Origin of the sequence: Qingshengfaniella alkalisoli (assembly GCF_007855645.1) — a bacterium.
In the GTDB taxonomy this organism is placed as follows: Bacteria; Pseudomonadota; Alphaproteobacteria; order Rhodobacterales; family Rhodobacteraceae; genus Qingshengfaniella; species Qingshengfaniella alkalisoli.
The window spans coordinates 179,347-204,805 of the sequence record NZ_CP042265.1 but is presented as its reverse complement, the minus strand read 5'-3'; the positions used below and the strand labels follow the sequence as shown (position 1 = coordinate 204,805).

The window sequence follows — 25,459 nt, the reverse complement described above, 5'->3', positions numbered from 1 at the left end:
CGACCTTCGCGTTTCCTGGGGGACACGCGCCAATGGCAAAAAGAGATTACTACGACGTTTTGGGGGTACCCAAAGGTGCCTCTGCGGATGAAATCAAAAAGGCCTACCGGAAAAAGGCCAAAGAATTTCATCCTGATCGCAATGCGGACAATCCGGATGCGGAAACCAAGTTCAAGGAAGCCAACGAGGCCTATGAGGTTCTCAAGGACGGCGAAAAGAAAGCAGCCTATGATCGCTTCGGTCACGCTGCTTTCGAAGGCGGTATGGGCGGCGGCGGCCGCGGGCATCCCGGCGCGGGCGGTCAGGGTGACTTTGCCTCCGCCTTTTCCGATGTTTTCGATGACCTGTTCGGTGACTTCATGGGTGGCGGTGGCCGAGGTGGTGGCCGACAACGGGCCGCGCGCGGCTCGGATCTGCGATACAATCTGAGAATCACACTCGAAGACGCCTATCGTGGGCTTCATAAAACTATCAACGTACCGACGGCCGTTGAATGCGACGATTGCCACGGCAGCGGTGCAGAAGGTGGTGCAGAACCAGTTACCTGCCCTACCTGTTCCGGAATGGGTAAAGTCCGAGCACAACAAGGCTTTTTCACGGTCGAACGATCCTGCCCGACCTGTGCAGGACTTGGGCAGATCATCAAGAATCCGTGTAAGACCTGTCATGGTCAGGGTCGCGTCGAGAAAGACCGTGCCCTTTCGGTCAACATTCCCGCAGGTGTCGAAACGGGCACACGCATTCGCTTGTCCGGCGAAGGCGAAGCAGGTATGCGCGGCGGGCCATCGGGTGATCTGTACATCTTCATCGAGGTTCAGGAACACAGCCTGTTCCAGCGCGATGGAGTGAATTTGCAATGTCGCGTTCCGGTGTCGATGACCACTGCGGCGTTGGGCGGCGACATCGAAGTGCCTACGATCGACGGCGGTCGATCCCGCGTCAAAATCCCCGCAGGCAGCCAGTCCGGCCGTCAGATGCGTTTGCGCGGCAAGGGCATGCCCGCTCTGCGTGGAGCCAGCCATGGGGACATGTTTATCGAAATCGCGGTGGAAACACCCGTAAATCTTTCAGCACGCCAGAAAGAGCTGCTGCAAGAATTCGAGGAACTGTCTAAGGACAACAATCCGCATTCGTCCAACTTCTTCTCCAAGGTGAAGAATTTCTGGGACGGGATGAAGAACTGATATAACGCCCGCGTTTTCGCAGCGCGGGCGTTCATTCTCTACCGCAGTTAACACAAAATTTAACCAATTCGCGCAGCGTCGGCCTATGGCTGAACATGGTGAATTTTCTGAACCGTTTTTTCCCCTCTTCGAGGGGCAGGAATTGTTCATCACCGGCTCGCGCGGAACCCGCGTCCCCTCCGACATCAAGGAACACCGCCTTCGCCTTCAACGCCGCTTTCTTGACAGCGGCGCACAATCCATGCCGGACAATGAAGTCCTCGAACTGATCCTGATCCGCGCGATTCCCAATTGCGATGTGAAACCCGTGTCGCACCGGCTTCTCCAAGAGTTTGGTGACTTTGCACGTGTACTCGCCGCGCCGCGAGACCGCCTTATGGCCGTCCGCGGCGTGGGCGATGCGGTAATCCTGGAACTCAAGCTGGTTGAAGCCGCTACACATCGCATGGCGCGATCCAAGGTGATGCAAAAGCCCGTGATCTCTAGCTGGGACGCCGTGTTGAACTACTGCCACACCGCAATGTCACATCTAGAAACAGAACAGTTCCGGGTGTTGTATCTGGATCGCAAGAACGTACTGATTGCGGACGAGGAGCAGGCACGTGGCACAGTGGATCATGTGCCGGTCTATCCCCGTGAAATTGTCAAACGCGCTCTGGCGATGAATGCCTCGTCACTGATCCTAGTTCACAATCACCCTTCCGGCGATCCTACTCCGTCGGACGCAGACATCGCTATGACCATACGCGTTCAGGAAGCAGCAGAGGTCCTGGGGCTGTCCCTGCATGATCACATCATCATCGGAAAGTCTTCGGAACTCAGCTTTCGATCCGCAGGCTATCTTTAGCCGCCAAGCGGTAGATCCAGCCGAATGGTCTCGTCACATTCGGGCAGTTGAGCACGAAGTGGCTGCGGCTCTGGCTGTCTGGATGTAATCAACCGCCCTTCGGCCATACGCCCACACTGCTTCGGCAAAATTTTCACAGGAACGCTGGACAGGTCGTGATCGGGTGAAAACACAGCGATTTGCAGCCTCGGTGCGTCTTCGCTGGCAACAAAGCCCGCGACAGTCTCAAAAACTGCCAAGCCGGCGACCAGATCAAAGCCGAAACCCGGCGCTGTGTCCCAATCGAATGCAACAAAAGCCGGGTAATTTTCGATCAACGGCAACGGCATACCAAGCACCGAATCTTCGAAACGCGCACGCACCTCTGATACCCCTTCTACCAGCGGAAGCGGCACCTGCACTCCCCCCCTGTCAGAGGTTTCCTCGCTGATCACGAACGGGCCAAGCATGATTTCAACAGGAGTATAAGGACGGCAAGGCGAACTAACCGACAACAGGGCAATCCCTGTCACCTGATCATGTTGAACGCTCAGCGTTTCCGGGCAAAGTTCCTGCGCAAACGCGGCTGGGCCGATAAGACCCAGCGCGCCAAGGATTAGCCCAATTGACCGTGACAATGCTTGAACTTCTTGCCGGAGCCGCAGGGGCATGGATCGTTCCGTCCGGGACTACCCCAAGTCGTTTGATCGTTCTCGTCGAAGCCTTCAGCCATCTCGCCCGGCGTCGCCTCACCCGCCGCGCGGGCTTGCGCGTGATCCTGGACAGGTTTCTGAAGCGCGCGCTGCTGTTCCATGAACTGGCGCATCATCGCTTCGCGCTCTTCTTCGCTGATCGGGCGGATCTGCGACAACTTCTGCGTCACTTCCTCACGGAGCCCGTTCAGCAGGCGTTCGAACAGTTCGAAAGACTCCGTCTTGTATTCGTTCAGCGGATCGCGCTGCGCGTAGCCACGGAACCCGACAACCGAACGCAAATGTTCAAGTGTTACAAGATGTTCGCGCCATTTTCCGTCAATCGTCTGCAGCAACACCTGCTTTTCAATATTGCGCATATTCTCCGGACCGAAATCGGCGGTCTTCTTGGCCATCAACTCGTCAGAGGCCTTGTACAACCGCTCTCGGATGACTTGATCGTCAACGCCTTCTTCGTCGACCCACTCCAGTACCGGCACATCAATACCCAGCTTCTCGATCGCGGCGGCGTAGAGGCCTTGGGCATCCCATTGATCTGCATAGGTCTTCGGCGGGATGAATTCGTCCACCAGATCGTCAACGACCTGATGGCGCATGTCCTGCGCGATGTCGCTGATGTCCTCCGATTCCATGATCTCCATACGTTGGCTAAAGATCGCCTTACGCTGGTCGTTCATGACATCGTCGAATTTCAGCAGCTGTTTCCGAATATCGAAGTTGCGGCCCTCGACCTTGGCTTGTGCCTTTTCCAGTGACTTGTTCACCCAAGGGTGAACGATCGCCTCACCTTCCTTCATGCCAAGCTTCTGAAGCATGTTGTCGAGCCGCTCGGATCCGAAAATCCGCATCAAATCATCGTCAAGCGACAGGAAGAAGGACGAACGCCCCGGATCACCCTGGCGGCCGGACCGCCCCCGGAGTTGGTTGTCGATCCGTCGAGATTCGTGCCGCTCCGTGGCCAGAACGAACAGGCCGCCGGATTCTAGCACCTTCTGCTTGGCTTCCGCGACTTGCGCGGTAAATTTCTCACGAAGTTCTTCGGGATCGGCGTCGGGTGTTTCCTTGAGGGCTTCAAGCACATGCATCTCGACATTGCCACCGAGCTGAATGTCGGTCCCTCGACCCGCCATGTTCGTCGCAATCGTGACGGCACCGGGCTTGCCTGCGTCAGCGACGATCTGGGCCTCCTGCTCGTGCTGGCGTGCATTCAGCACGTTATGCGTCACGCCCGCCTGCTTGAGCATCTCGGAAAGGAACTCGGATTTCTCGATGGACGTCGTACCAACAAGAACAGGTTGGCCTTTTGCGTTGGCGTCCTTGATCTCCTGCACGATCGCTTCGAATTTTTCCTTGGCGGTGCGATAGACTTGGTCGTGTTCGTCTTTCCGTGCGATTGGCCGGTTCGTCGGAATTTCTACCACACCGAGCCCGTATATTTCCGCGAATTCCTCGGCTTCCGTTGCAGCTGTGCCAGTCATACCGGCCAGCTTATTATAAAGTCGGAAGTAATTCTGGAACGTCACGGATGCGAGCGTCACGTTCTCGGGTTGGATCGCGACATCCTCCTTGGCCTCGATCGCCTGATGCAGCCCGTCAGACAAGCGCCGCCCGGCCATCATACGGCCCGTGAATTCATCGATCAGAACAACCTGCCCATCGCGGACAATGTAGTCCTTGTCCTTCTGGAACAGCTTGTGAGCCTTCAGCGCCTGGGTCACATGGTGGACAAGCGTCGTGGATTCGGGATCGTAAAGTGTCTGACCTTCCGGCAAATGGCCGGAGGCAGAGAGGCGTTGCTCGATGAACTCGTTCCCGTCTTCGGTGAAAGTCACGTTACGGGTTTTCTCATCCAGCTCGTAGTGCTCTTCCGTCAGTTCGGGGATGAACGTGTCGACGGCCTTATAAAGCTCTGACCGGTCCTGAGCAGGACCGGAAATGATCAGTGGTGTGCGGGCTTCATCGATCAGGATCGAGTCGACCTCATCCACGATCGCGAAGTTGTGCCCGCGCTGTGCCATTTGGGCCAGATCGGCTTTCATGTTGTCGCGCAGGTAGTCGAAGCCCAGCTCATTGTTCGTGGCGTATGTGATGTCGGCGGCGTATGCCTCTTTCTTCTCGGTCTCGGGCTGCTGCGGGTAAACGACGCCCGTGCTCATCCCCAGCGCCGCATAGACCTTGCTCATCCATTCAGCGTCACGCTTGGCAAGATAATCGTTCACCGTGACGATATGCACGCCCTTGCCAGTCAGCGCATTGAGATAGGCAGGGAACGTCGCGACAAGCGTCTTGCCTTCGCCTGTCTTCATTTCGGCGATGTTGCCGCGGTGCATAAAAATGCCGCCGATGAGCTGCACATCGAAAGCGCGCAACCCCAGCGCCCGATGGGCGGCTTCCCGACAATTGGCAAATGCCTCCGGAAGCAGGTCTTCAAGGCTTTCGCCATTTTGCGCCCGTTGCTGTAGTTCAGCCGTCTTGGCTTTCAGCCCTTCATCATCAAGGGACTGAAATTCGGGTTCCAAGTCGTTGATTTTCTGAACCAGGGGGCGGATCGATTTGACTTTTCGGTCATTCGGCGTCCCGAAGACCTTCTTCGCAAGTGTTCCGATACCCAGCACTGTGTTCTCCGTTGCCGCGCCTCTGACCCGATCGTGAGAAAGCGCACCTTGCCGACATCTGCCCCGCGCAATAAGTAACGAGCCAAGGGCCGGTCTTGTTACATTGATCAGTAGGCGATGTAAGGGGCGGGTCTTGGACTGTCAACGTCGCCCGATCGGTGCGGCCAAACACAAGGAATACATGATGCAGATCCGCTCAACGCTCTTGCTCGCGCCCGTCTTCTCTTTTGGACTGGCCGGACAAGTCGCAGCGCAGGACACCGTCACCGCAGATACCGTACTGGCTACCGTCAATGGCGATGAAATTACGGCTGGCCAACTGCTTCTGATCCGCGCACAGTTGCCGCAACAGTATCAGCAAGTGCCGCCGGATGCGCTGTTCTCGGGCCTTCTGGATCAGGTCATTCAGCAAACCCTCCTGGCCCAACAGGTTGATTCTCCCGACCCGCAGACGAAAGCCGCTCTTAAGAACGAAGAACGCGCCGTTCTGGCATCCGCCGCTCTTGAAGATGTGGTCTCTGCCGCCGTGACGGATGAAGCCATTCAGCAGAAATATGACGAAGCCTACGCAGATGCGGAGCCGACGAAGGAATACTCCGCGTCTCACATTCTGGTCGAGACCGAGGAAGAAGCGGCTGATCTTAAGACACAGCTCGATGAAGGCGCGGATTTCGCAGAATTGGCTCGTGAAAACTCGACTGGCCCATCCGGCCCGAATGGCGGCGAGCTTGGCTGGTTCTCCGAGGGCATGATGGTGCCGGAATTCGAACAGGCCGTCATGGCGATGGCACCAGGTCAAGTGTCCGATCCGATCGAAACCCAGTTCGGCTGGCACGTCATCAAACTGACCGAAACCCGCATGGCTGATGCGCCGACGCTGGAAGAAGTTCGCGGCGAACTGGCCGGTCAGATTCAGCAGGAAGCTGTCGAAGCGCACCTGAATGAACTGACCGATGGCTCCGAAATCGACCGCGCTACTGCGGAAGAGATTGATCCGAGCTTTCTGACAGCTGGCGACCTGTTCGACGAATAAGGTAATACTATGCGCGCTGATTTGGAAGTCCGGCGTCTGCGCCGGAAACTGGCACGGGCGCAGGCACAACTGCGCGCGCTGAAAAACGAGACCCCGGATGAGTCCGGGGTCGCCGTCTCCCCGCTGGCACCCAAAGGAGGCTTTCCCGATCTTCCCGTGATTCCGGGTGTAGAGTTCGCATCTGTCGCCGCAGGCGTCAGGTATCGCGGTCGGACTGACGTCATGCTGGCCAGACTGTGCACTGGCACGACGATCGCAGGCGTCACCACGCGCTCCGCCACGCGCTCCGCCCCGGTTCTGGACTGCGAAGAAAAGCTGGCGATGACGCCCGATCTGCGTAATGGTGCCGCGATCATCGTGAACTCCGGCAATTCCAACGCCTTCACCGGAGGCGCGGGCCAGAAATCTGTGCAGGAGATCACCCAAGCTGTCGCAACCCGCCTGAATATCCCTCAATCGCGTGTCTTTTCATCGTCAACTGGTGTAATTGGCGAACCGCTCCCGCATGAGCGCATCACGAGTGTTTTGGACGAGCTGACCAAAGCCTTGTCTGACACCGCCATCTCCGACGCTGCCCACGCGATCATGACGACAGACACCTTTCCCAAAGGCACGGCAACAGAGGCCAAACTGGGCGAGGACACAATCCGCATCGCGGGTATTGCCAAAGGATCCGGCATGGTCGCGCCCGACATGGGCACCATGCTGGTCTATATTTTCACCGACGCGAAGATCGACACAGCGCTGCTGCAATCCATTTTGCGCAGACTGACAGACCGAACCTTCAACGCAATCACGGTGGATAGCGACACCTCGACCTCCGACACGCTTCTGGTTGCCGCTACGGGTCAGACGGGGGATGACATTGTGGCAGGTAGCGCCAATGAAGCTGCCTTCTCCGACGCCCTGCACAAGGTGATGCGCGACCTGTCGCATCAGGTTGTACGCGACGGCGAAGGTGCCACCAAGTTTATTGAGGTCACCGTCACCGGTGCCGATAGCCCGGAAGACGCCCGGCGATGCGCTTTAGCCATCGCTAATTCGCCTCTGGTCAAGACCGCCGCTGCTGGAGAAGATCCCAACTGGGGTCGCATAGTGATGGCCGTCGGTAAATCCGGGGCCAAGGCTGACAGGGATCTGCTGAGCATCCGCTTTGGTGACATATTGGTCGCCGAGAATGGCTGGGTCGCCGAAAGCTACCGGGAGGAAGACGGCGTCGCGTGTATGAGGGCAGACGAGATCGTGATCCACGTGGACCTCGGCCTCGGCGAAGCCAGCGACACAGTGTGGACCTGCGATCTGACCCACGGTTATATTTCCATCAACGCGGATTATCGGTCATGAAGACGATCCTCGTTGCCGCTGTTGTTCTCGTCGACCGTGACGGGCGTGTGCTCCTTGCTCAACGCCCAGAAGGAAAATCCATGGCGGGGTTGTGGGAGTTTCCAGGCGGTAAAGTTGAGACCGATGAAACGCCCGAGGCCGCACTTATCCGTGAACTGCACGAAGAGCTTGGGATAGAGACGTGGGACAGTTGTCTGGCTCCCCTCACCTTCGCGTCTCACAGTTACGACGATTTCCACTTGCTGATGCCCGTCTTCATTTGTCGCAAATGGGAAGGAATCGTACAGTCCCGGGAAGGGCAGGCGCTGGATTGGGTTCGGCCAAACCGGCTCCGCGACTATGAGATGCCGGCGGCGGACATTCCCTTGATTCCATTTATCCGAGATTGGGTTTGACCTATGGTGCCTCTCCAATCACTCGGAGGTCCATATTGTATGAAACTTGGCCTTAAGACAGCCTTGTTCGGCGTTTTTTTGCCCACGTAAAGTTTGAAATTGGCCATTCACCGCGAATCGGTGCCTAATGACTAGGCAAGTAGAAAAATGAGATGACCAACAGACCATAAGCAGCGATGATATCCATAAGGTGGGCGCTGTATGTGACGGACACCGGAGTTTCGAGACGGCTTTGTGCCTCTCGTGCATAGTACCCTGACCCTAATACCTTCGTGACTGTCACACAAAAAAAGCCGCGGTGCCAGAAGGCCCGCGGCTTTTTCCTTTCAAGCAACCCGACTTAAAGGGATCGCTCGACCTCTTCACGCTCGAAAATCTCGATGACATCTGCCGGGCGGATGTCGTCGTAGTTCTCGAACGCCATACCACATTCCTGGCCGGACTGAACCTCTGCCACTTCGTCCTTGAAGCGTTTCAAGGTCTTCAGCGTGCCTTCGTGGACTACAACGTTGTCCCGCAGCAGGCGCACACCGGCGGAGCGGCGCGCCACACCTTCGGTGACCAGACAACCAGCAACCTTACCGACACCGGAGACCTTGAAGACTTCCTTGATCTCGGCGTAGCCGATGAAGCGTTCGCGAATCTCGTTCGACAACAGGCCGGACGCCGCCGCTTTCACATCATCAACCAGATCGTAGATCACCGAGTAGTACCGGATCTCCACACCCTTCTGGTTTGCCGTGTTTCGCGCCGACGCATTCGCACGCACGTTGAACCCGAACACCGGAGCACCGGATGCTTCCGCCAGACCGATATCGGTTTCAGTGATCGCACCTACACCGGAGTGCAGAACGCGCACGCGCACCTCGTCGTTACCGATCTTCTCCATCGCCTGAACGATGGCTTCGGCGGAACCCTGAACATCGGCTTTCACAAGGATGGGAAGTTCGACGACGTTCTCGTCGGCCTTCGCCTTGGCCAGCATCTGTTCCAGAGTTGTTGCAGCACCAGCCGCCGCCCGTTTGTCCTTGGCCTGGTGCTCGCGATACTCTGCAATTTCACGAGCCTGCGCTTCGGTATCAACCACGTTCAAGACGTCACCAGCTTCTGGCGTACCGTTCAGACCGAGCACCTCGACAGGTACAGACGGACCGGCTTCCTTCACGCGTTCACCCTGATCATTGATCAGTGCGCGGACCTTACCCCATTGCTCGCCCACAACGAAGATGTCGCCCTGATGGAGCGTGCCATTCTGAACCAACACAGTCGCCACTGGACCACGACCCACATCGAGCTGCGCCTCGATCACCGCGCCTTGCGCAGAACGATTCGGGCTGGCTTTCAGTTCAAGGATCTCCGCCTGCAGCGCAATGGCTTCCAGCAGTTCGTCCAGCCCTTTGCCGGTGATTGCGGACACCTCGATATCCTGCACATCACCGGACATCTTCTCAACGATCACTTCATGCTGCAGCAGGTCCGTGCGAACCTTATCCGGGTTCGCTTCCGGCTTGTCGCATTTGTTGATCGCGACGATCATCGGAACACCGGCGGCCTTGGCGTGGTTCAGGGCTTCGATGGTTTGTGGCATGACGGCATCATCGGCAGCAACCACCAGCACGACGATATCCGTCACCTGAGCACCCCGCGCACGCATCGACGTAAATGCAGCGTGACCGGGTGTATCGAGGAATGTCAGGATATCGCCGCTATCGGTTTTCACCTGATACGCGCCGATGTGCTGGGTGATACCGCCAGCCTCGCCTGAGACCACCTTTGCATTCCGGATTGCGTCCAGAAGCGAGGTCTTGCCGTGGTCGACGTGACCCATCACCGTGATAACCGGCGGACGCGCCTTCAGATCCTTTGGGTCATCCTGCTCGACATGAATCACATCCTCGACATCAGATGCTGAAACACGCTGTACACGATGGCCGAATTCTTCGATGATCAGTTCAGCCGTGTCAGCATCGATCGACTGGTTTTGCGTAACCATCATGCCGCTTTGCATGAGCGATTTTACCACGTCGGCGACGCGCTCGGCCATACGGTTTGCAAGCTCCTGAACGACGATCGTCTCAGGCAGTTGAACCTCGCGAACGACCTTTTCACGTGGCTCGTTGCTCATCGCCTTGCGACGATCACGTTCCTGACGACGCTTCATTGAGGCCATTGAACGCTGGCGACCACCTTCACCGCCACGCAGAGCCTGGTTGACGGTCAGCTTGCCTGAACGGCGGTTGTCATCGCGCCCCTTGCTCTTCGGCTGACGCGGTTCGCGGTCGCGTTCCTTATCGACCTTGCGGGGATTTGGTGCGTTCGTCGCTTGATCCGGGCCGGCAGTGTTAGCTGCGGCGGGCTCGTCTTTCGGTTGCCGCGCTGCGACGGCGTCCGCACGCTTGGTTTCTTCGGCTTCGCGCTTGCGACGTTCGTCTTCTTCGGCCTTGGCTTTCAGCGCTTCTTCGCGCTCGCGCTCTTCGCGCTCCTTGGCTTCCAGTTCCGCACGACGGCGCTCGCGCTCTTCAGCGCGGCGGCGTTCTTCTGCTTCGCGTTCTTTCTGATCTTCAGCCTCGCGAGCCTTGGCGGCTTGCAACGCCTTCAGACGACGCTCCATCTCTGCATCGCTTGCGCCTTTGGGGCGACGCGCATCGCCACCGGCACCGCCGGATTTTGCTGCACCGGCCTTGGGAACCACAACGCGCTTGCGCTTGGTTTCCACGACAACGTTCTTCGTCCGGCCGTGGCTGAAGCTTTGCTTCACCTGTCCCGAACGAGAGCCGCCGCCGCGCACTCCCAGTGTCTTCTTGCCGTCTGTATCGCTCATCTGGTCGTCGTACCCTTCCCGACGGGGCGTTCCCCGCCGTGCTTTACGCGCAAGGCTGATAGCCGTGCGGCTTCCTCTACAACACGCTGTGTGAGTCCACCACCCGCAAGCGCGCCATGTATCACATTTTCCCGCCCGAAAGCCAAACCCAATTCAGACGCTGTCAACGTCGTAATGTGGCGTTCGGCCCCTCGCGGCGGACGAAGTTTCGATTTTCCGCGCTCCGATCCGTCGCTTGCCTGCAACAAGACCGCGGCACGTTCCGTTTCCAGCCAGGACTTGACCTTCTCATAGCCTGCCACGGCCTGCCCGGCTTTGCGCGCCAGGGAAATCAAATCCACGACGCGGTGCGCCAAACCCAGTTCCGTGTCCCGCACCAGATCGTCCGGCAAGGTCACCTGCTGTTTCGCTCCGCGCGCAAACATACGCTTCTTGACAGCAGCCTCAAGAGCCGACCGATCCGCCGAAACGTAAATTCCCCGCCCTGGCAGGCGCCCCAGAATGTCCGGAACGATCTGCGCGTCGGGCCCGACAACAAACCGGATAAGCCCGGATTTCGGGCCCGTTTCGCCTGTGACTATGCACTTGCGCTCCGGTTCTGTCCGGTCGGATATGCGTCCACCTCGGGTCATCTGGTTCGAGACCCTTGGATCAGGCCTCTTCTTCCTCCGATGTTTCCGGGGCTTCGTCCTCGACGTCAGCCTCCAACTCCGAAGGATCGACCCAGCCAAGTTGTACCCGAGCGGTCATCACAAGGTTTTGTGCTTCTTCCAGCCCCATATCAAACTTTTCGAGAACCCCGTCATCCTTGACCCGCTGCCCGTCGACCGTCGTCCAGCCACCGGCCAGTTCCCAGTCGGCACAGGTCGCGAAGTCTTCGAGAGTCTTCACGCCATCCTCGGCCAGCGCCAAGATCATCTGGGGTGTCAACCCATCGAATTCAACCAGACTGTCCTCGACGCCAAGCTCACGTGCCTTGTCCAGGGCCTGCTTGTTGACTGCTTCGATGAAGTCACGGGCGCGAGCTTGAAGCTCGTTCGCGGTATCCTCATCCACACCGTCGATAACCAGAAGCTCGTCCAACTCAACATAGGCGACTTCTTCAAGGTTGGAAAAACCTTCGGACACCAGCAGTTGCGCGAAGAATTCGTCCAGGTCAAGCGCTTCCATGAACAGGGTGGTACGCTCGGCGAATTCCTTCTGGCGACGTTCGCTTTCCTGCGCCTCGGTCATGATGTCAATGTCAAGACCAGTCAACTGACTGGCCAGGCGCACATTCTGGCCGCGGCGGCCAATCGCCAATGACAACTGGTCGTCCGGCACAACGACCTCAATCCGCTCGGCTTCTTCATCCAGAACAACCTTGCTGACTTCTGCCGGCTGCAAAGCGTTTACAAGGAAGGTCGGCTGGTCTTCGTTCCACGGAATGATGTCGATCTTCTCGCCCTGAAGCTCGTTAACGACGGCCTGCACGCGGCTACCGCGCATGCCAACGCAAGCGCCAACGGGATCGATGGAACTATCATAGGAAATCACAGCGATTTTAGCGCGCGACCCCGGATCGCGAGCAACAGCCTTGATTTCAATGATGCCGTCGTAGATTTCCGGCACTTCCATCTTGAACAGCTCTGCCATGAACTCTGGCGCGGTACGGCTCAGGAAAATCTGAGGGCCACGCGGCTCACGCCGCACGTCCTTGATGTAGACGCGGATGCGATCATTCGGGCGATAGCTTTCACGTCCGATCTTTTCATTGCGTCGCAGGACAGCTTCACCGCGGCCGATATCGACAATGATGTTGCCGTACTCCTCGCGCTTGACCTGACCATTGATGATCGTGCCTGCGCGGTCCTTGAACTCCTCGTACTGACGCTCACGCTCCGCTTCGCGCACCTTCTGCAGGATGACCTGCTTGGCAGACTGCGCAGCGATGCGGCCCAGCTCCACCGGTGGCACCTCATCGACGATCGTGTCCCCAATGGAGGGGTTATCCAGATACTGCTTGGCCTGCGCAACTGTAAGCTCAGACTGATAGTTTTCCAGTTCCTCGTCCTCGACCACAGTCCGCACGCGCGAGAATGTCGCGCGGCCCGTCTTGCGGTCGATTGACACACGGATGTCCATTTCAGCGCCGTAACGCGACTTGGCCGCCCGCGCGAGACTTTCTTCCATGGCCTCGATCACTAGGCCGGGGTCGATCATCTTCTCCCGCGCGACCGCCTCGGCGGTTTGCAGCAGCTCCAGCTGGTTTGCACTGGTGATTGCCATGGTTTCAGTCCTCGTCCTGGGATTCGGTTGCGGGATCCTCGGTCTGGATCTCGTCAAAAGCGGTTTCATCGACCACGCCCGCGTCCTTGCGCTGGCGCAGCATTTCCTTGATCAGATCGTCGGTCAAAACAAGCTTGGCGTCCGAAAGCCATTCGAACTCCAGTCCTATGGTCACCGGCTCGCCATTCTGCTGGATGGTGATGAGGATCTCGTCCCCCTCCACGCCAGCCAGCTCACCTTTGAAGCGGCGCTGCCCGTCGATCATTTCCGTTGTTTCGACCTTGGCCTCGTATCCCTGCCACATGTCGAAATCCTTGAGGCGCGTCAGCGGACGGTCAATGCCCGGGCTCGACACCTCAAGCGTATAGGCGTCAGTCAAAGGGTCCTCGACATCGAGAACTGCGGAAACGGCCGTTGAAATCTTGGCGCAGTCATCGACCTCGATCCCGCCTTCGGGACGGTCGGCCATAATCTGAAGGGTGCTTGTCTTGCCGCCCTGCAGGCGCACGCGCACCAGTTCATAGCCCATGTCCTCGATCACCGGTGTGATGATCTCGGCCATGCGGCGGTCGATTGCAGCTTTTGCGATCAGGTCGCTCATAGGATGGTCTGGCTTTCTTCAAACACAAAAAAACGGGCGCGCGGCCCGTCGATCTTTCCCGGTGGTGCCTCGGGGGGAGACCCTTCGGCGCCGCTGTTGAAATGCCATATACGGCGACCTTTCCCGATTTGCAAGCCCCGCCATCATTCTTAGAACCCGCCCTGTGGGTCGCACGATTGACATGATCCGCTTTCCGTACAGGTCCATCTTGAGCGGGTTCTAAATGGGGTTACTTCATGATCACGCGTTAGCGGATCACGGCCATGTCTCATCCACTCAATTCCGTCATTGATGAAGCGATGCGTAAAGCGGAAGCAGAGGGCGCATTCGACAACCTTCCGGGAGCGGGACAACCACTGCGCAACTTGCACGATCCGAAGGACGCGTTGCTCGACAGGGCAATGACGGAATCCCGCTTAAATCGCTTGTCGTGGGCCTGAAAAAAAACAGATCACCGCATCGAGATCCCGTTTGGCCGCACTGACAGAACCGGACGCGCGAAAAGCGGAGATGAAAACGCTTTAGGATTTGGACACCCGGCAGGCGCTCGCAATCGAGGCCTTGCCACATTTCTGCTAAAGCCCCAGCACGTTTCCCTTACGACGCAAGCTGTCCATCGTCTTGACCAACTCGGCGCTAATCCCCGGCTCCGACAGCGCATGACCCGCCAGAGGGATAAGCTTGAGCTCGGCTCCGGGCCAGTTCTGCGTCAGTCGCCACGCGGCCATGGGCGGACAGATCATGTCAAAACGTCCCTGCACGACCTTCGCCGGAATGTGGCGAATCTTGTGCATGTTCTTCACAATCTGGTCATCCTCCCGCAAGAATCCAGCGTTCGTGAAGTAGTGATTTTCCAACCGTGCGAAGGCCCGCGCGTATTCCGCGGGACCCTCGGCCGCTGCACCGTCGTTGCCGATGGACGCGAGCGCGTTTTCCCAACCGGCCCAAAGCCGCGCAAATCGTGTTTCCGTTACAAGATCACCGCTGAACAACCGCCGGTGATAGGCTGCGATCAAGTCGTCGCGCTCGGATACGGGAATCGGATCGACGAATCGTTCCCAGACATCGGGCCAGAACCTTCCCACTCCGCCCGCATAGAACCAGTCCAACTCGCTTTGCGTCATCAAAAACACCCCCCGCAGCGCGAGATAGGCAACGCGGTCGGGATGGGCCTGTGCGTAGATCAGCGCAAGCGTTGCGCCCCAACTGCCACCGAACACCATCCACCGATCCAGCCCCAGCGTTTCACGGATACGCTCGATATCCGCCACAAGATGCCAGGTCGTGTTTGCTTCGACGCTTGCATGCGGCTTGGATCGACCGCAGCCGCGCTGGTCAAACAGGATGATGCGGTAAACCGCCGGATCGAAATAGCGGCGCATCGTCGGGCTGCATCCTCCGCCCGGGCCACCATGCAACACCACGACCGGCAAACCTTCCGGATTGCCGCATTGCTCCACATAGATCTGGTGCCCGTCGCCAACTTCGAGCATCCGTTGCGAAAACGGATTGAGCGCGGGATACAGAAGGCTGGAAACCGGTTTTGAACCTGCGAATTGTTCCATAAGACGACTATATAGGCGCAATAGCCCGCCCGCCATATGCCTGATAGAAGAAAAGGACCGCCAATGACACGCGACACTGCCAGCAGCATCGACCCAGACGAAGTCGCGAAGTTCGAAGCCATGGCCGCCGATTGGTGGGATCCGAAGGGTAAGTTCAAACCTTTGCACATGCTCAACCCCTGTCGGCTGGACTACATCGCAAGCCAGATCGCCACCGAATTCGGACGGGATCTGCGTAATGAAGCGCCGTTCAAAGGCCTGCGTTTACTGGACATCGGCTGCGGAGGGGGGTTGCTCTCAGAACCTATGGCAAGGCTGGGAGCAGATGTCGTTGGTGCGGACGCTGCCGAACGGAACATCCCGGTCGCGCGTGTCCATGCTGAGCAATGCGGGCTCGATATCGACTACCGACACACCACAGCCGAAGCCCTGGCCGACGCGGACGAGCGCTTCGACGTCGTGCTGAACATGGAAGTGATCGAGCATGTCGCCGAACCGCAAGCTTTCCTTCAAACCTGCCATTCGCTGTTGAAACCCGGCGGGTTGATGGTGGCATCAACTCTCAACCGGACGCCCAAGAGTTTCGCCCTGGGTATCATAGGCGCGGAATGGGTGATGCGCTGGCTTCCCAAGGGCACACATGACTGGCACAAATTCATTACACCGGACGAGTTATTCGGCATGATTGAAAAGACCGGTCTCGATCCCGTTGATCGCAAAGGCATGGTCTTCAACCCGATTACATGGCGATGGTCGCTATCATCAAACGACCTGTCGGTTAACTACGTCACGACCAGCCTGCGCCCGAATTGACGGTTCAGCTCACGACGAACGGGCGATCATGATCCAGTGCCGGCACCCGGCGACGCGCCTGTTCGACCTCTGACAAATCCAGATCGACGAAAGTGACACCCGTAACGGTCCCTGCATCCGCTATGATATCGCCCCAAGGGGACACGGCAAGGCTGTGACCATAGGTTGACCTTTCCCGCCCCAGACTGTGCGGATGCGCACCTGTTTGCGCCGGGGCAAGCACATAGCACCCGGTCTCGATCGCCCGCGCGCGCAGCAAGCTGTGCCAATGTGCTGCTCCCGTCACCGGTGAAAACGCAGCGGGCACCGTCAGAACCTGCGCGCCGGCCTTTGCCAGCGCCCGATACAGCGCCGCAAACCGTATGTCGTAACAAATCGACAAACCCAGCGTCGCACCCGCGACATCGACCGTCACCGCGTGCCCGCCGGGTCGAAACCCATCGGATTCACGGTAGGTCTCGCTGTCCGAAATCTGCACGTCGAACATGTGGATCTTGTCATAGCGGGCACGAATTGTTCCATCCGATCCGATCACGAAACACCGGTTCGCGAAGCGTCCATCTGGATCGTCGGTCTTGACCGCAAGCGACCCCACCACGATAGAGATGCGCTTGGTCCGCGCCGCGTTCCTTAGCCCCGCCAACACGATGTCATCGTTCTCGGATTTCAGAACCTCGTGCTGATGCTTACGGCTGGCAGACACGCAATTCGTCACCTCCGGCGTCAGAACAAGATCGGCACCACCTGCAACCGCCTGATCAACAAGCGCGAGAACGGCCTCGAGGTTCTCCTCCGGCTGATCGGAACTCGTAAGTTGAAGAAGGGCCGCGCGCATGATCAACCCGCCAGCAACTTGTCGAGCTTGCCCGACTGCTCCAGCGCGAACAGATCATCGCAGCCACCCACATGCGTCGCGCCGATGAAAATCTGCGGAACCGTATGGCGTCCACCCGAACGACCCAGCATTTCCTGTCGCTTATCTGGTTGCTTGCTCAGATCCACTTCGGCGTAGCTGACATTCTTTCCATCAAGCAGACGTTTGGCCGCATGGCAAAATCCGCAAAGGGGCTTTGTATAAATCTCGACTGACTGCATCATTTTCTCCGGTATGCGTTGCGCACAGACTTATGCCTCCAAGCTCACACGTGCCAGTGTCATTACGTGAACTTCTGATGCGCCTGCCGACAAACACACATTCGCGCAGGCCGTTAAGGTCGCGCCCGAGGTCATCACATCATCGACCAGCAACACGCTTCGCCCTTCTACACGCTCGCAGCGTTTGGGATGAACGGCAATGGCACCCGAAAGATTGGCGAAACGGGCATCCACACCGATGTCATCCTGTGGGCGCGTATGCACGCAACGGGTCAATAGATCGGGACACGTCTTCAGCCCTGACGCTCGCGCCAAATGATGGGACAGTAAGGCCGCCTGATTGTACTTGCGCTTTAATAATCGCTTCCAGTGCAACGGGACCGGAACAACAAGCATATTCGGCTGCATCAGCGGTTCCGCGCGTGCGGCCATCCATCGCCCCATCGCGGGTGCCAATTCCTGCCGGTCACCATGCTTCAACCCAAGGATCAACCGCCGCGCTTCCCCCTGATAGACCATGACGGATCGGCCCTTCGTCCAAGGCCGTGCCATTTGATGACACTCATCGCATAGCACGGACCGGCCCGGATCGCTTCCCATCAACGGCACCCCACATAGATCGCAGGTCGGTCCCAGTATGAACGGCGTTCTTCCCCAGCAGGGACCACATAGGCCGCTATCGCCTTGCACAAGCTCACCGCAACTCAGGCATTGGTCAGGAAAGATCAGCTTCCGGGCGGTTTTCAACACGGGCAAACACCATTAAATGAACGGCTGAACTTCAAGGACGAACCCGTGAGCCAACCTCGCCGCCTGACCGATCGCAACGCCCTGTCGCGTAACCGCGCGCGCGCGGCAAGCAGCACATTGTCGGCCTGCTTCCTTCATGAACAAGCTATGTCCGAGCTTAAGGAAAGGCTGTCAGAGGTTAACAGGAAGTTTATACAACCTGCCATCGTCACCGGTTTTCCGGAAACCTGGCGACCCCTGCTCCCTGAGGCCCGCATAGTTGCTGATGAAGACGTGCTCGATCTCGCCGAGGGCGCACACGACCTGGTGATCCACGGGTTATCCCTGCATTGGGCGGATGATCCGGTAGGTCAACTGATCCAGTCGCGTCGCGCGCTTCAGCCCGACGGATTGTTTCTGGCGACAACGTTCGGTGGTCGCACACTGCAGGAGCTGCGCGCCACGCTTGGACAAGCAGAAAGCGAGGTGATGGGTGGTATGTCTCCACGCGTTCTGCCGATGGGAGAGATACGGGATCTGGGTGCGTTGCTGCAAAGGGCCGGCTTCGCACTGCCCGTAGCCGACAGCGTGATCCATGATGTCAGCTATCGTGACATATTCCACCTCATGCACGATCTTCGCGCCATGGGAGAAACCAACGCACTTGCCGATCGCCGCCGCATCGCAACCCGCCGCGCCATTTTTCGCCGAGCCGCGGAACTATACACCCAATCCTATCCCGCAGACGACAACCGTGTCGTGGCAAGTTTTGAGATCATCACCCTGACGGGCTGGGCACCCGCTCCCGATCAACCGCAGCCTTTGCGTCCGGGCTCTGCCGTAGCGCGGCTTTCCGACGCGCTTGGCACGACGGAAACAAAGCTAAAGAATTGACGCGGCCACGCCCACCGCTATCAGCAGGCCAGAAACCGAACAGGATCGAGCCATGAAAGACATACAGCCGACCGCAACATCCAGCGCATTGCCAAGCGATCACCCGAAAATGCCAGCCCAGAAAGTGGGAGTGCTGCTCGCCAATCTCGGGACACCTGACGCGACCAGCTACTGGCCGATGCGCCGGTATCTGAGCGAGTTCTTGTCCGACCGTCGCGTGATCGATTATTCACCATGGTTCTGGCAGCCGCTGCTTCAGCTTGTCATCCTGTCCAAGCGTCCATTCTCATCGGGCGAGGCATATGCGTCGATCTGGAACAACGAGGTGGATGAAAGCCCGCTTCTAACGATCACCAAGGAACAGACCTCCAAGATCGAAATTGCGTTGCGTGATCGCTATGGTGCGGAGGTCGAGGTCGATTATTGTATGCGCTACGGCAACCCCTCGACGGAGTCGAAGCTGCGAGCGCTGGTGAAAAAGGGCTGCCAGAAAATACTGTTTTTTCCGCTTTATCCGCAATATGCGGGGGCGACGACCGCAACTGCAAATGATCAGTTTTTCCGCGCGTTGATGAAGGAGAGATGGCAACCCGCAACGCGGACCGTTCCGGCCTATTTCGAACATCCGCTGTATATCGACGCATTGGCACAATCCGTACACCGCGCGTACACCAACGGTATGAAACCCGATGTGCTGGTGACCTCCTATCACGGGCTGCCGAAACGGTATCTGACCGAGGGTGACCCGTATCACTGCCAGTGCCAGAAGACCTCGCGTCTGCTGAAAGAGAAACTCGGCTGGCAGGACGAGGAGGTGGTCGTCACGTTCCAATCGCGCTTTGGCCCCGAGGAATGGCTACAGCCATACACGGTCGAAGAGGTTGCACGGCTGGCAAAGGACGGAAAGAAGAACCTTGCGATCATGGCCCCGGCCTTCTCGGCTGATTGTGTCGAAACACTTGAGGAGATCAACGAGGAAATCCGTGAAAGCTTCCTGGAAGCAGGCGGCGAGACGTTCACTTATATCCCTTGCCTGAATTCCGACGACGCGCATATCACGGCGCTGATGTCCGTCATCGAAACGGAATTGAAGGGCTGGGTCTGAGTTGATTCAAACACTTGCGACACAAATGAAAAAGGCGGCGCCTTGAGCACCGCCTTTTATATCTGGATTGCTCCAGGCAATTAGCTGACTGCAACGCCAACCAGTGCCAGAAGCAAAACCGGAACGATCCATCCGCCGGTGGAGCTGCCGGTGTCTTCTTCGACAACGACGGGCTCGATTACCGGCTCCGGCATCGGCTCAACATAACCGCCCGCAAAAGCAGAAGAAGCAACAGCGGAGAACGCAGCGGCGAGAACAAGTTTCTTCATTTTGACCTCCAGTAGGTGCCACCCAGCGAAGTAACTTTGAGGAAACCGGGCGGCGGAAGACGTTACCTCGGTAATCGTATTGCCGCGCGATTCCCTAAAAGGCAACAAGCTCAAAAGCTTCGCGTTAATGTTATGTAACGGCGCGTCAGATTAGCAACACTTGCGTTCCGACCTTGGCGTAGCCGAACAGCTCCTGAATGTCTTCATTGAAAAGCCCGACACAGCCATTGGACGATGGCCGCCCGATCTTGCGCGTATCATGGGTTCCGTGGATGCGGTAGTACTGCCACGACAGATAGAGCGCATGGGTGCCGAGCGGGTTGTCCGGGCCGGGGCCGACCACGTCGGGCCATTCCGGGTTACGTTCCTTCATGGAGGGCGTCGGACGCCACGTCGGGCCAACGACCTTTTGCGTCACTTCGGTCCGACCAAGACGGGTCAACTCCTCGCTCAACGGAACACTGGTCGGATAAACGCGGAAAATCGACTGATCTTCTGACCAGTAATGCAGCGCGCGTGTCTGGGTATCTACCAGAATTGCTCCATTGTTCAGGTTGGAGAAATAGGGCTGCCATTTCTGCGCGCGAAAACCCGAAATATTACGTTGTACGCCACCTGATGCCTCGGGAAGCGTCTGCGCGATGGCTGGAGCAGCCGTCACACCGGTCGCAGCCATTGCCGTGCCCACCATAAAGCCGCGCCGGGTCAGTCCGGCACCGTCAAATCGTTTCATGGGAATCCTCTGCCCTTGGAATTCATGCCTGAACTAATTTTACGTTTATGGGCCGCAGACCGCAATTCAAACGCGCGTTATGAGAACATGGATCGGCGCTATAGCGTTTGAACCGCGCCTTTCAACGGGATAAAGCGGTATGAGAAGTTTTCAAAAGGTGTGCTCATGCTCCGTACGACCTCGCTGATGGTCTTGTCCGCCGCCATCCTGTCCGCTTGCGCGCCCGCCGGAAGCCAGATTCCGACGCGTGCCGCAGATGGCATTTACCACATCGATTCAGAAGATGCGGAAGAAATCCGCGCACGTTCACTGGAAGCCGTGAATTTCATGCGCGCCAATCGCGGTGCCGCGCCGGTGGCCATCAACCCTGCGCTGAACGCTGCCGCGCAAATACATGCCAACGACATGTCGCGCCAACATCGTGCCTGGCCGTTTGGTGCAGACGGATCGACGCCGTATGACCGGGTGCAGCGGGCAGGTTACACCGGCGAGTTGATCGGGGAAGTTTACTCCCAGAGCTACGAGACCGAACTCGAAACTCTGCAGGAATGGATCCAGAATGGTGACTGGGGGCCAGAGTTGGTCAATCCTGAAGCCACGGAAATGGGTTTCGCATGGCATCAGGATAACGATGGCTTGATCTGGTGGGCCATCACGATGGGTCGCGACGGCTACACCGGAACAACCCTCGCCAGTCAGGGCGAGATGTAGATCGGCGTTCCGTCACGCACCATCGCGTAAATGTCTTCGATTTCTTCATTACTTACGGCGATACAGCCCGCAGTCCAGTCGTCAAGCTGCGGGCGGCGTTGTGCATCCCCATGGATAAAGATGTCGCCCCCCGGATCCCATCCATTATCGCGCGCCACCTGCATGTCATATGCGTTGGGGTACGAGATGCCGATCGACAGATGGAAGCGGCTGTTGGGATTGCGGCGATCGATGTAGTAGAGTCCTTCCGGCGTGCGCCCATCGCCGGAACGTGCCTTGTGACCGGCAGGCTGGAACCCCAACCCGACCTTATAGGCCTTCAGCACTTCGGTATTATGCAGAAGGTAGAGCATACGTTCCGACTTGGAGAGGTAGAGCTGCGTTACCTCCGGACCGTTATAGGATTTGAACTTGGATGGTTTGCCACAGCCGGATAGCCCGATCGCAGCGATGACCAGAAGCACGATTGGAATGAGTCGCATGAGCCTGCCCGATAATGATTTTATTGTTACGCAAGACCGAGATTACCCAAGAAATCGCAGATTCGGAAGATTGAAGGATATCTAAGCCAAGGACCTTAACTTTACGGCAACACAAAAGACGCGGCCAGTTCGACATGAGTAGACCAGCGGAACTGATCCACGATCTGTATCCAGCCCAGTTCGTAGCCTGCCGCACACAAGACCGCTGCATCCCGTGCGAAGGTCACAGGGTTGCAGGATACGGCAGCGATACGCGGGATAGCGGCGCTTGCCAGTTCTTGCATCTGCGCCTCGGCCCCCGCGCGTGGCGGGTCGATCACAGCCGCATCGAAGCGGCATAACTCGTCCGCCATCAGCGGCCGGCGAAACAGGTCGCGTGTCTCGGTAGTGACGGGTTTCAGTCCCTGTGCGTGCCGCCAGCCCTGATCTAGCGCCGCAAGCATCATGGGCTCGCTTTCGACGGCGTGCAATTCGGCATGCTCGGCCAGGGGCAGCGTAAAGGTCCCGCAACCCGCGAAGAGATCGGCAATCCGCGGCGCATCACCAACCGCGTCACGCACAGCCGACAACAAGGCCTGCTCGCCATGTTCGGTAGCTTGAAGGAACGCCCCGGCGGGCAACGGCACGCGGGCGGCCCCCATCGTGACGATCGGCGGTTCGCGGGTCAGGAAAGGCTCATCGCCCCAGCTCAGCCGCGCAAGGGCGTGTTTTTCGACAATGGCCGGTAACGCCATGCTGAGTTCCTGATCGAGCGGCTTGGCACCATCCACACGCAGATCGAGGCCGGTGAGTGTTTGCGTGACCGTGAACGTAATTTCGCCCTTGCGGGACCCTGCGACGCGCGTGATGTCCTCGAGGGCCGGCAGCGCGGCTTTGAGGCCATCAGACACCACGTCGCAATCGGGGATCTCGGTCAATGTGCCGGAACCGCGCCCGTGAAACCCGACCAGTGCGCCCTTTTTGGTGCGGCGGCCTGAAAAGGCAGCACGGCGACGGGAGCGTGCGGGCGATGTCGAAATGCCACGGATCGGGGCATCCAACCCCTGGGCCAGCAGGGCCTGCCGCACGACATCGATTTTCCAATCCGCGACAAAGGCATCCGAGGCATGTTGCAACGCGCAGCCGCCACAGGATTTGTAGTGCCGACAGGACGGCGAGACGCGCACCGGGGAAGGTTCGACGATCTTCGGGGCGGCAATGCGGTCGCCGTCCAGATCACCGGTGACGATCTCCCCGGGAAGGGTTCGCGCGGCATAGACGGGACCTTCGGCGATACCATCCCCAAGATGGCCCAGACGGTTGATCGTGACCATAACCATCTGATTATTCGGCGGCTTCTGCAGATTCGTCATCTGCGCAGATGAAGCCACCCGACTGGCGCTGCCAGTAACGGGCATAGAGCCCGCGCTGCTCCAACAGTTGCTGATGCGTGCCTTCTTCGACCACCCGCCCGTCATCGAGCACAATGATCCTATCCATTTGCGCCAGCGTGGACAGGCGGTGTGCGATGGCAAGGACGGTCTTGCCCTCCATCACACGCTCCAACGCTTCCTGGATGGACGCTTCGACCTCGGAATCCAGCGCCGAGGTCGCTTCGTCCAACACAAGAATCGGCGCGTTCTTCAGGATGGCGCGGGCCAGTGCGATGCGTTGACGTTGACCGCCTGACAGGCGCACTCCGCGTTCCCCCAGATGTGCGTCATAGCCCTTGCGACCCTTGTGATCTTCGAGTTGCAGGATGAAATCATGGGCTTCGGCGCGCTCAGCGGCTTCGATCATCTCCTCCTCGGTCGCATCCGGACGACCATACAGGATGTTTTCACGGGTCGAGCGATTGAACATCGCGGTTTCCTGCGTGACCATGCCGACGCTGCGACGCAGGCTTTCCTGTGTCAGCCCGCGCAGATCCTGCTCGGACACGGTCACCTGCCCCTTTTCCGGGTCGTAAAGCCGCAGCAGAAGCGCCACCAAGGTCGATTTACCTGCGCCCGACGCGCCAACGATGCCCAGCTTTTCTCCACGGGCTATATGAAGGTCGATGTCTTCCACCCCACCCGTCTTGCGGCCATAGGCAAAGCTGACGTGATCGAAGCGGATATCCGCGACCTCCCCTAGATCGACTGCATCGGGGGCATCTGTAATGGTTTGCGGAGGCGTCAGGGTGCGCATGCCGTCTTCGACCTCGCCGATGTTCGCGTAAAGCCCCATCAGGGTGAAGCTGACCCAGCCTGTCATCTGCGCCAGACGAAGCGACACGGCCCCGGCAGCGGCGATGTCGCCCGGCGTTGCAGCCCCTTGGCTCCACAGGACGAGCGTTCCTCCGATCAACACGGCGGGTAAAACCCCGGCCAAAGTCATCAGCGTGAAGCGGAACATGGTGGAGATACCGCCGAACTGGATGGCCTTTTCGCGGAAGGCACTCATGGCATCCAGCGCAACCTTGTCTTCATGGTCAGCATGGGCGAACAGCTTGACGGTCTTGATGTTGGTGATCGTATCGACCACCTGCCCGGTGACCATGGCACGCGCCGAAGCACGGTTCTTGGATACATGACGAACGCGCGGCATGAACCAGCGGATCAAACCGAAATAAGCGACGATCCATAAAACCAGCACCAGCCCGATGCGCCAGTCGATCGAAGTCAGCAGCAGCGCGGACCCAACCAGCGAGGCCAACGCAAATGCCACCACGTTGATGATTTCCGTGGTTACATCGGTGATGGCGCGCGCTGTTTGCATTTGCTTCTGGGCAATGCGGCCGGCGAAATCATTATCGAAGAACGTCACCGCATGACCCATCGTCCAGCGGTGCAACCGCGACAGGACCAAAGGTTGCAGATTCGGGGAAACGGCAATACCCTGTGCCGCTGCCGACAAACCCAGAACCAACGGTCGCAACACGATGAAGAACAACAGACATCCCAACAAAAGAGTCCAGTGATCCGTAAAGAAGGTCCGGGCGTCGGCTTCCACGGCAGTATCCACGACGCGGCCGAGAACAACGGCTGTGAAGACCTCCAGCGCACCGGCACAGGCCGAGACCAGACCCGCCATCAACAGGACTGGCGTCGCCCCTTTCACCGCCCATAAGCAAAATTTGGCAAGGCTGCGCGGCGGCGGGCCATCGGCGGGCCGGAAGGCATCAATCAGGCCTGAAAGGCGGGTCAGTTGGCTCATCCTGTCGTCTCCGAAGGTTTTCTACAGGACACGCGTAAACGCTACCGCTGCAATCGCGGAAGGTAAACCACGCGGTTCAGTAGTTC

Annotated in this window: 25 protein-coding genes and 1 pseudogene; 10 read left to right on the top strand and 16 right to left on the bottom strand. The window is 58.3% G+C overall.

Going from position 1 to position 25,459, the window contains the following annotated elements:
• Positions 1-32: 32 nt before the first annotated feature.
• Positions 33-1,184, top strand: coding sequence for a molecular chaperone DnaJ (gene dnaJ, locus FPZ52_RS17445; protein WP_146366877.1), 1,152 nt, complete (start codon positions 33-35; stop codon positions 1,182-1,184).
• 85 nt (positions 1,185-1,269) lie between these two features.
• Entirely contained in the window at positions 1,270-2,031 is a 762-nt protein-coding gene (radC, locus tag FPZ52_RS17440) for a RadC family protein (protein ID WP_146366876.1), read from the top strand.
• Here the strand turns inward: radC and FPZ52_RS17435 are convergent.
• Positions 2,028-2,648, bottom strand: coding sequence for a hypothetical protein (locus tag FPZ52_RS17435; RefSeq protein WP_146366875.1), 621 nt, complete (start codon positions 2,646-2,648; stop codon positions 2,028-2,030). The genes radC and FPZ52_RS17435 overlap by 4 nt on opposite strands.
• Positions 2,627-5,338 carry a preprotein translocase subunit SecA gene (gene secA, locus FPZ52_RS17430; RefSeq protein WP_146366874.1) on the bottom strand — a complete coding sequence of 904 codons (2,712 nt, stop codon included), beginning with the start codon at positions 5,336-5,338 and terminating at the stop codon, positions 2,627-2,629. The genes FPZ52_RS17435 and secA overlap by 22 nt, the downstream gene beginning before the upstream one ends.
• 133 nt (positions 5,339-5,471) lie before the next feature.
• Between secA and FPZ52_RS17425 the strand changes: the two genes are divergently transcribed.
• From FPZ52_RS17425 to mutT, 3 genes are read left to right on the top strand one after another with little or no spacing between them, the layout of a single operon-like run.
• The gene (locus tag FPZ52_RS17425) at positions 5,472-6,371 is read left to right on the top strand and encodes a peptidylprolyl isomerase (protein ID WP_240804545.1); all 900 of its coding nucleotides are present in this window, start codon (positions 5,472-5,474) and stop codon (positions 6,369-6,371) included.
• Between the two features lie 9 nt (positions 6,372-6,380).
• A complete protein-coding gene (gene argJ / locus FPZ52_RS17420) occupies positions 6,381-7,715 on the top strand; it encodes a bifunctional glutamate N-acetyltransferase/amino-acid acetyltransferase ArgJ (RefSeq protein WP_146366873.1) in 1,335 nt (444 codons plus the stop codon).
• Positions 7,712-8,110: an 8-oxo-dGTP diphosphatase MutT gene (mutT, locus tag FPZ52_RS17415; protein WP_146366872.1), complete on the top strand. Its 399-nt coding sequence runs from the start codon at positions 7,712-7,714 to the stop codon at positions 8,108-8,110. Before argJ ends, mutT begins: the two co-directional genes overlap by 4 nt.
• A 340-nt stretch (positions 8,111-8,450) precedes the next feature.
• On the opposite strand, the gene infB is transcribed toward mutT, so the two are convergent.
• The 4 genes from infB to rimP are packed head-to-tail and all read right to left on the bottom strand — an operon-like array spanning position 8,451 to position 13,800.
• Entirely contained in the window at positions 8,451-10,931 is a 2,481-nt protein-coding gene (infB, locus tag FPZ52_RS17410; RefSeq protein ID WP_146366871.1) for a translation initiation factor IF-2, read from the bottom strand.
• Complete coding sequence (locus tag FPZ52_RS17405; RefSeq protein WP_146366870.1) at positions 10,928-11,563, bottom strand: RNA-binding protein; 636 nt, start codon at positions 11,561-11,563, stop codon at positions 10,928-10,930. Before FPZ52_RS17405 ends, infB begins: the two co-directional genes overlap by 4 nt.
• Positions 11,564-11,582: 19 nt before the next feature.
• Positions 11,583-13,199 carry a transcription termination factor NusA gene (nusA, locus tag FPZ52_RS17400; RefSeq protein WP_146366869.1) on the bottom strand — a complete coding sequence of 539 codons (1,617 nt, stop codon included), beginning with the start codon at positions 13,197-13,199 and terminating at the stop codon, positions 11,583-11,585.
• A gap of 4 nt (positions 13,200-13,203) precedes the next feature.
• Complete coding sequence (rimP, locus tag FPZ52_RS17395) at positions 13,204-13,800, bottom strand: ribosome maturation factor RimP (RefSeq protein WP_146366868.1); 597 nt, start codon at positions 13,798-13,800, stop codon at positions 13,204-13,206.
• A gap of 263 nt (positions 13,801-14,063) precedes the next feature.
• On the opposite strand from rimP, the gene FPZ52_RS17390 reads away from it, so the two are divergent.
• Complete coding sequence (locus FPZ52_RS17390; RefSeq protein ID WP_146366867.1) at positions 14,064-14,240, top strand: DnaJ family domain-containing protein; 177 nt, start codon at positions 14,064-14,066, stop codon at positions 14,238-14,240.
• Between the two features lie 135 nt (positions 14,241-14,375).
• Here FPZ52_RS17390 and pip read toward each other — a convergent pair whose 3' ends face one another.
• Positions 14,376-15,365 (bottom strand): prolyl aminopeptidase, encoded by a 990-nt coding sequence (gene pip, locus FPZ52_RS17385; RefSeq protein WP_146366866.1) that lies wholly within the window; start codon positions 15,363-15,365, stop codon positions 14,376-14,378.
• Positions 15,366-15,428: 63 nt separating this feature from the next.
• On the opposite strand from pip, the gene ubiG reads away from it, so the two are divergent.
• A complete protein-coding gene (ubiG, locus tag FPZ52_RS17380) occupies positions 15,429-16,178 on the top strand; it encodes a bifunctional 2-polyprenyl-6-hydroxyphenol methylase/3-demethylubiquinol 3-O-methyltransferase UbiG (protein ID WP_146366865.1) in 750 nt (249 codons plus the stop codon).
• A gap of 4 nt (positions 16,179-16,182) precedes the next feature.
• Here ubiG and FPZ52_RS17375 read toward each other — a convergent pair whose 3' ends face one another.
• From FPZ52_RS17375 to FPZ52_RS19520, 4 genes and pseudogenes are all read right to left on the bottom strand, one after another.
• On the bottom strand, positions 16,183-17,013 hold the full coding sequence (locus FPZ52_RS17375; RefSeq protein WP_146366864.1) for a carbon-nitrogen hydrolase family protein: 831 nt from the start codon (positions 17,011-17,013) through the stop codon (positions 16,183-16,185).
• 2 nt (positions 17,014-17,015) lie between these two features.
• Positions 17,016-17,273 carry a glutaredoxin 3 gene (grxC, locus tag FPZ52_RS17370; RefSeq protein WP_146367132.1) on the bottom strand — a complete coding sequence of 86 codons (258 nt, stop codon included), beginning with the start codon at positions 17,271-17,273 and terminating at the stop codon, positions 17,016-17,018.
• A gap of 30 nt (positions 17,274-17,303) precedes the next feature.
• On the bottom strand, positions 17,304-17,825 hold the full coding sequence (locus FPZ52_RS17365; protein ID WP_338052835.1) for a ComF family protein: 522 nt from the start codon (positions 17,823-17,825) through the stop codon (positions 17,304-17,306).
• A gap of 18 nt (positions 17,826-17,843) precedes the next feature.
• Positions 17,844-18,023: pseudogene (locus FPZ52_RS19520) on the bottom strand (double zinc ribbon domain-containing protein); the annotation flags it as partial.
• Positions 18,024-18,068: 45 nt separating this feature from the next.
• Between FPZ52_RS19520 and FPZ52_RS17360 the strand changes: the two are divergent.
• Entirely contained in the window at positions 18,069-18,896 is an 828-nt protein-coding gene (locus tag FPZ52_RS17360) for a methyltransferase domain-containing protein (protein WP_146366862.1), read from the top strand.
• 52 nt (positions 18,897-18,948) lie between these two features.
• Entirely contained in the window at positions 18,949-20,001 is a 1,053-nt protein-coding gene (hemH, locus tag FPZ52_RS17355) for a ferrochelatase (protein WP_146366861.1), read from the top strand.
• Between the two features lie 80 nt (positions 20,002-20,081).
• On the opposite strand, the gene FPZ52_RS17350 is transcribed toward hemH, so the two are convergent.
• Complete coding sequence (locus tag FPZ52_RS17350; protein WP_146366860.1) at positions 20,082-20,270, bottom strand: hypothetical protein; 189 nt, start codon at positions 20,268-20,270, stop codon at positions 20,082-20,084.
• Between the two features lie 145 nt (positions 20,271-20,415).
• Entirely contained in the window at positions 20,416-21,003 is a 588-nt protein-coding gene (locus tag FPZ52_RS17345; RefSeq protein ID WP_146366859.1) for a L,D-transpeptidase, read from the bottom strand.
• 165 nt (positions 21,004-21,168) lie between these two features.
• Here FPZ52_RS17345 and FPZ52_RS17340 point away from each other — a divergent pair, with 165 nt between their 5' ends.
• The gene (locus tag FPZ52_RS17340) at positions 21,169-21,714 is read left to right on the top strand and encodes a CAP domain-containing protein (RefSeq protein WP_146366858.1); all 546 of its coding nucleotides are present in this window, start codon (positions 21,169-21,171) and stop codon (positions 21,712-21,714) included.
• Here the strand turns inward: FPZ52_RS17340 and FPZ52_RS17335 are convergent.
• From FPZ52_RS17335 to FPZ52_RS17325, 3 genes are all read right to left on the bottom strand, one after another.
• Positions 21,699-22,196: a L,D-transpeptidase family protein gene (locus FPZ52_RS17335; protein WP_146366857.1), complete on the bottom strand. Its 498-nt coding sequence runs from the start codon at positions 22,194-22,196 to the stop codon at positions 21,699-21,701. The two genes, FPZ52_RS17340 and FPZ52_RS17335, sit on opposite strands and share 16 nt — an antisense overlap.
• 101 nt (positions 22,197-22,297) lie before the next feature.
• Positions 22,298-23,548, bottom strand: a complete 1,251-nt coding sequence (locus tag FPZ52_RS17330) for a class I SAM-dependent RNA methyltransferase (RefSeq protein WP_240804544.1) — start codon at positions 23,546-23,548, stop codon at positions 22,298-22,300.
• Positions 23,520-25,373, bottom strand: coding sequence for an ABC transporter ATP-binding protein (locus FPZ52_RS17325; protein WP_146366856.1), 1,854 nt, complete (start codon positions 25,371-25,373; stop codon positions 23,520-23,522). Before FPZ52_RS17325 ends, FPZ52_RS17330 begins: the two co-directional genes overlap by 29 nt.
• Positions 25,374-25,459: the final 86 nt, after the last annotated feature.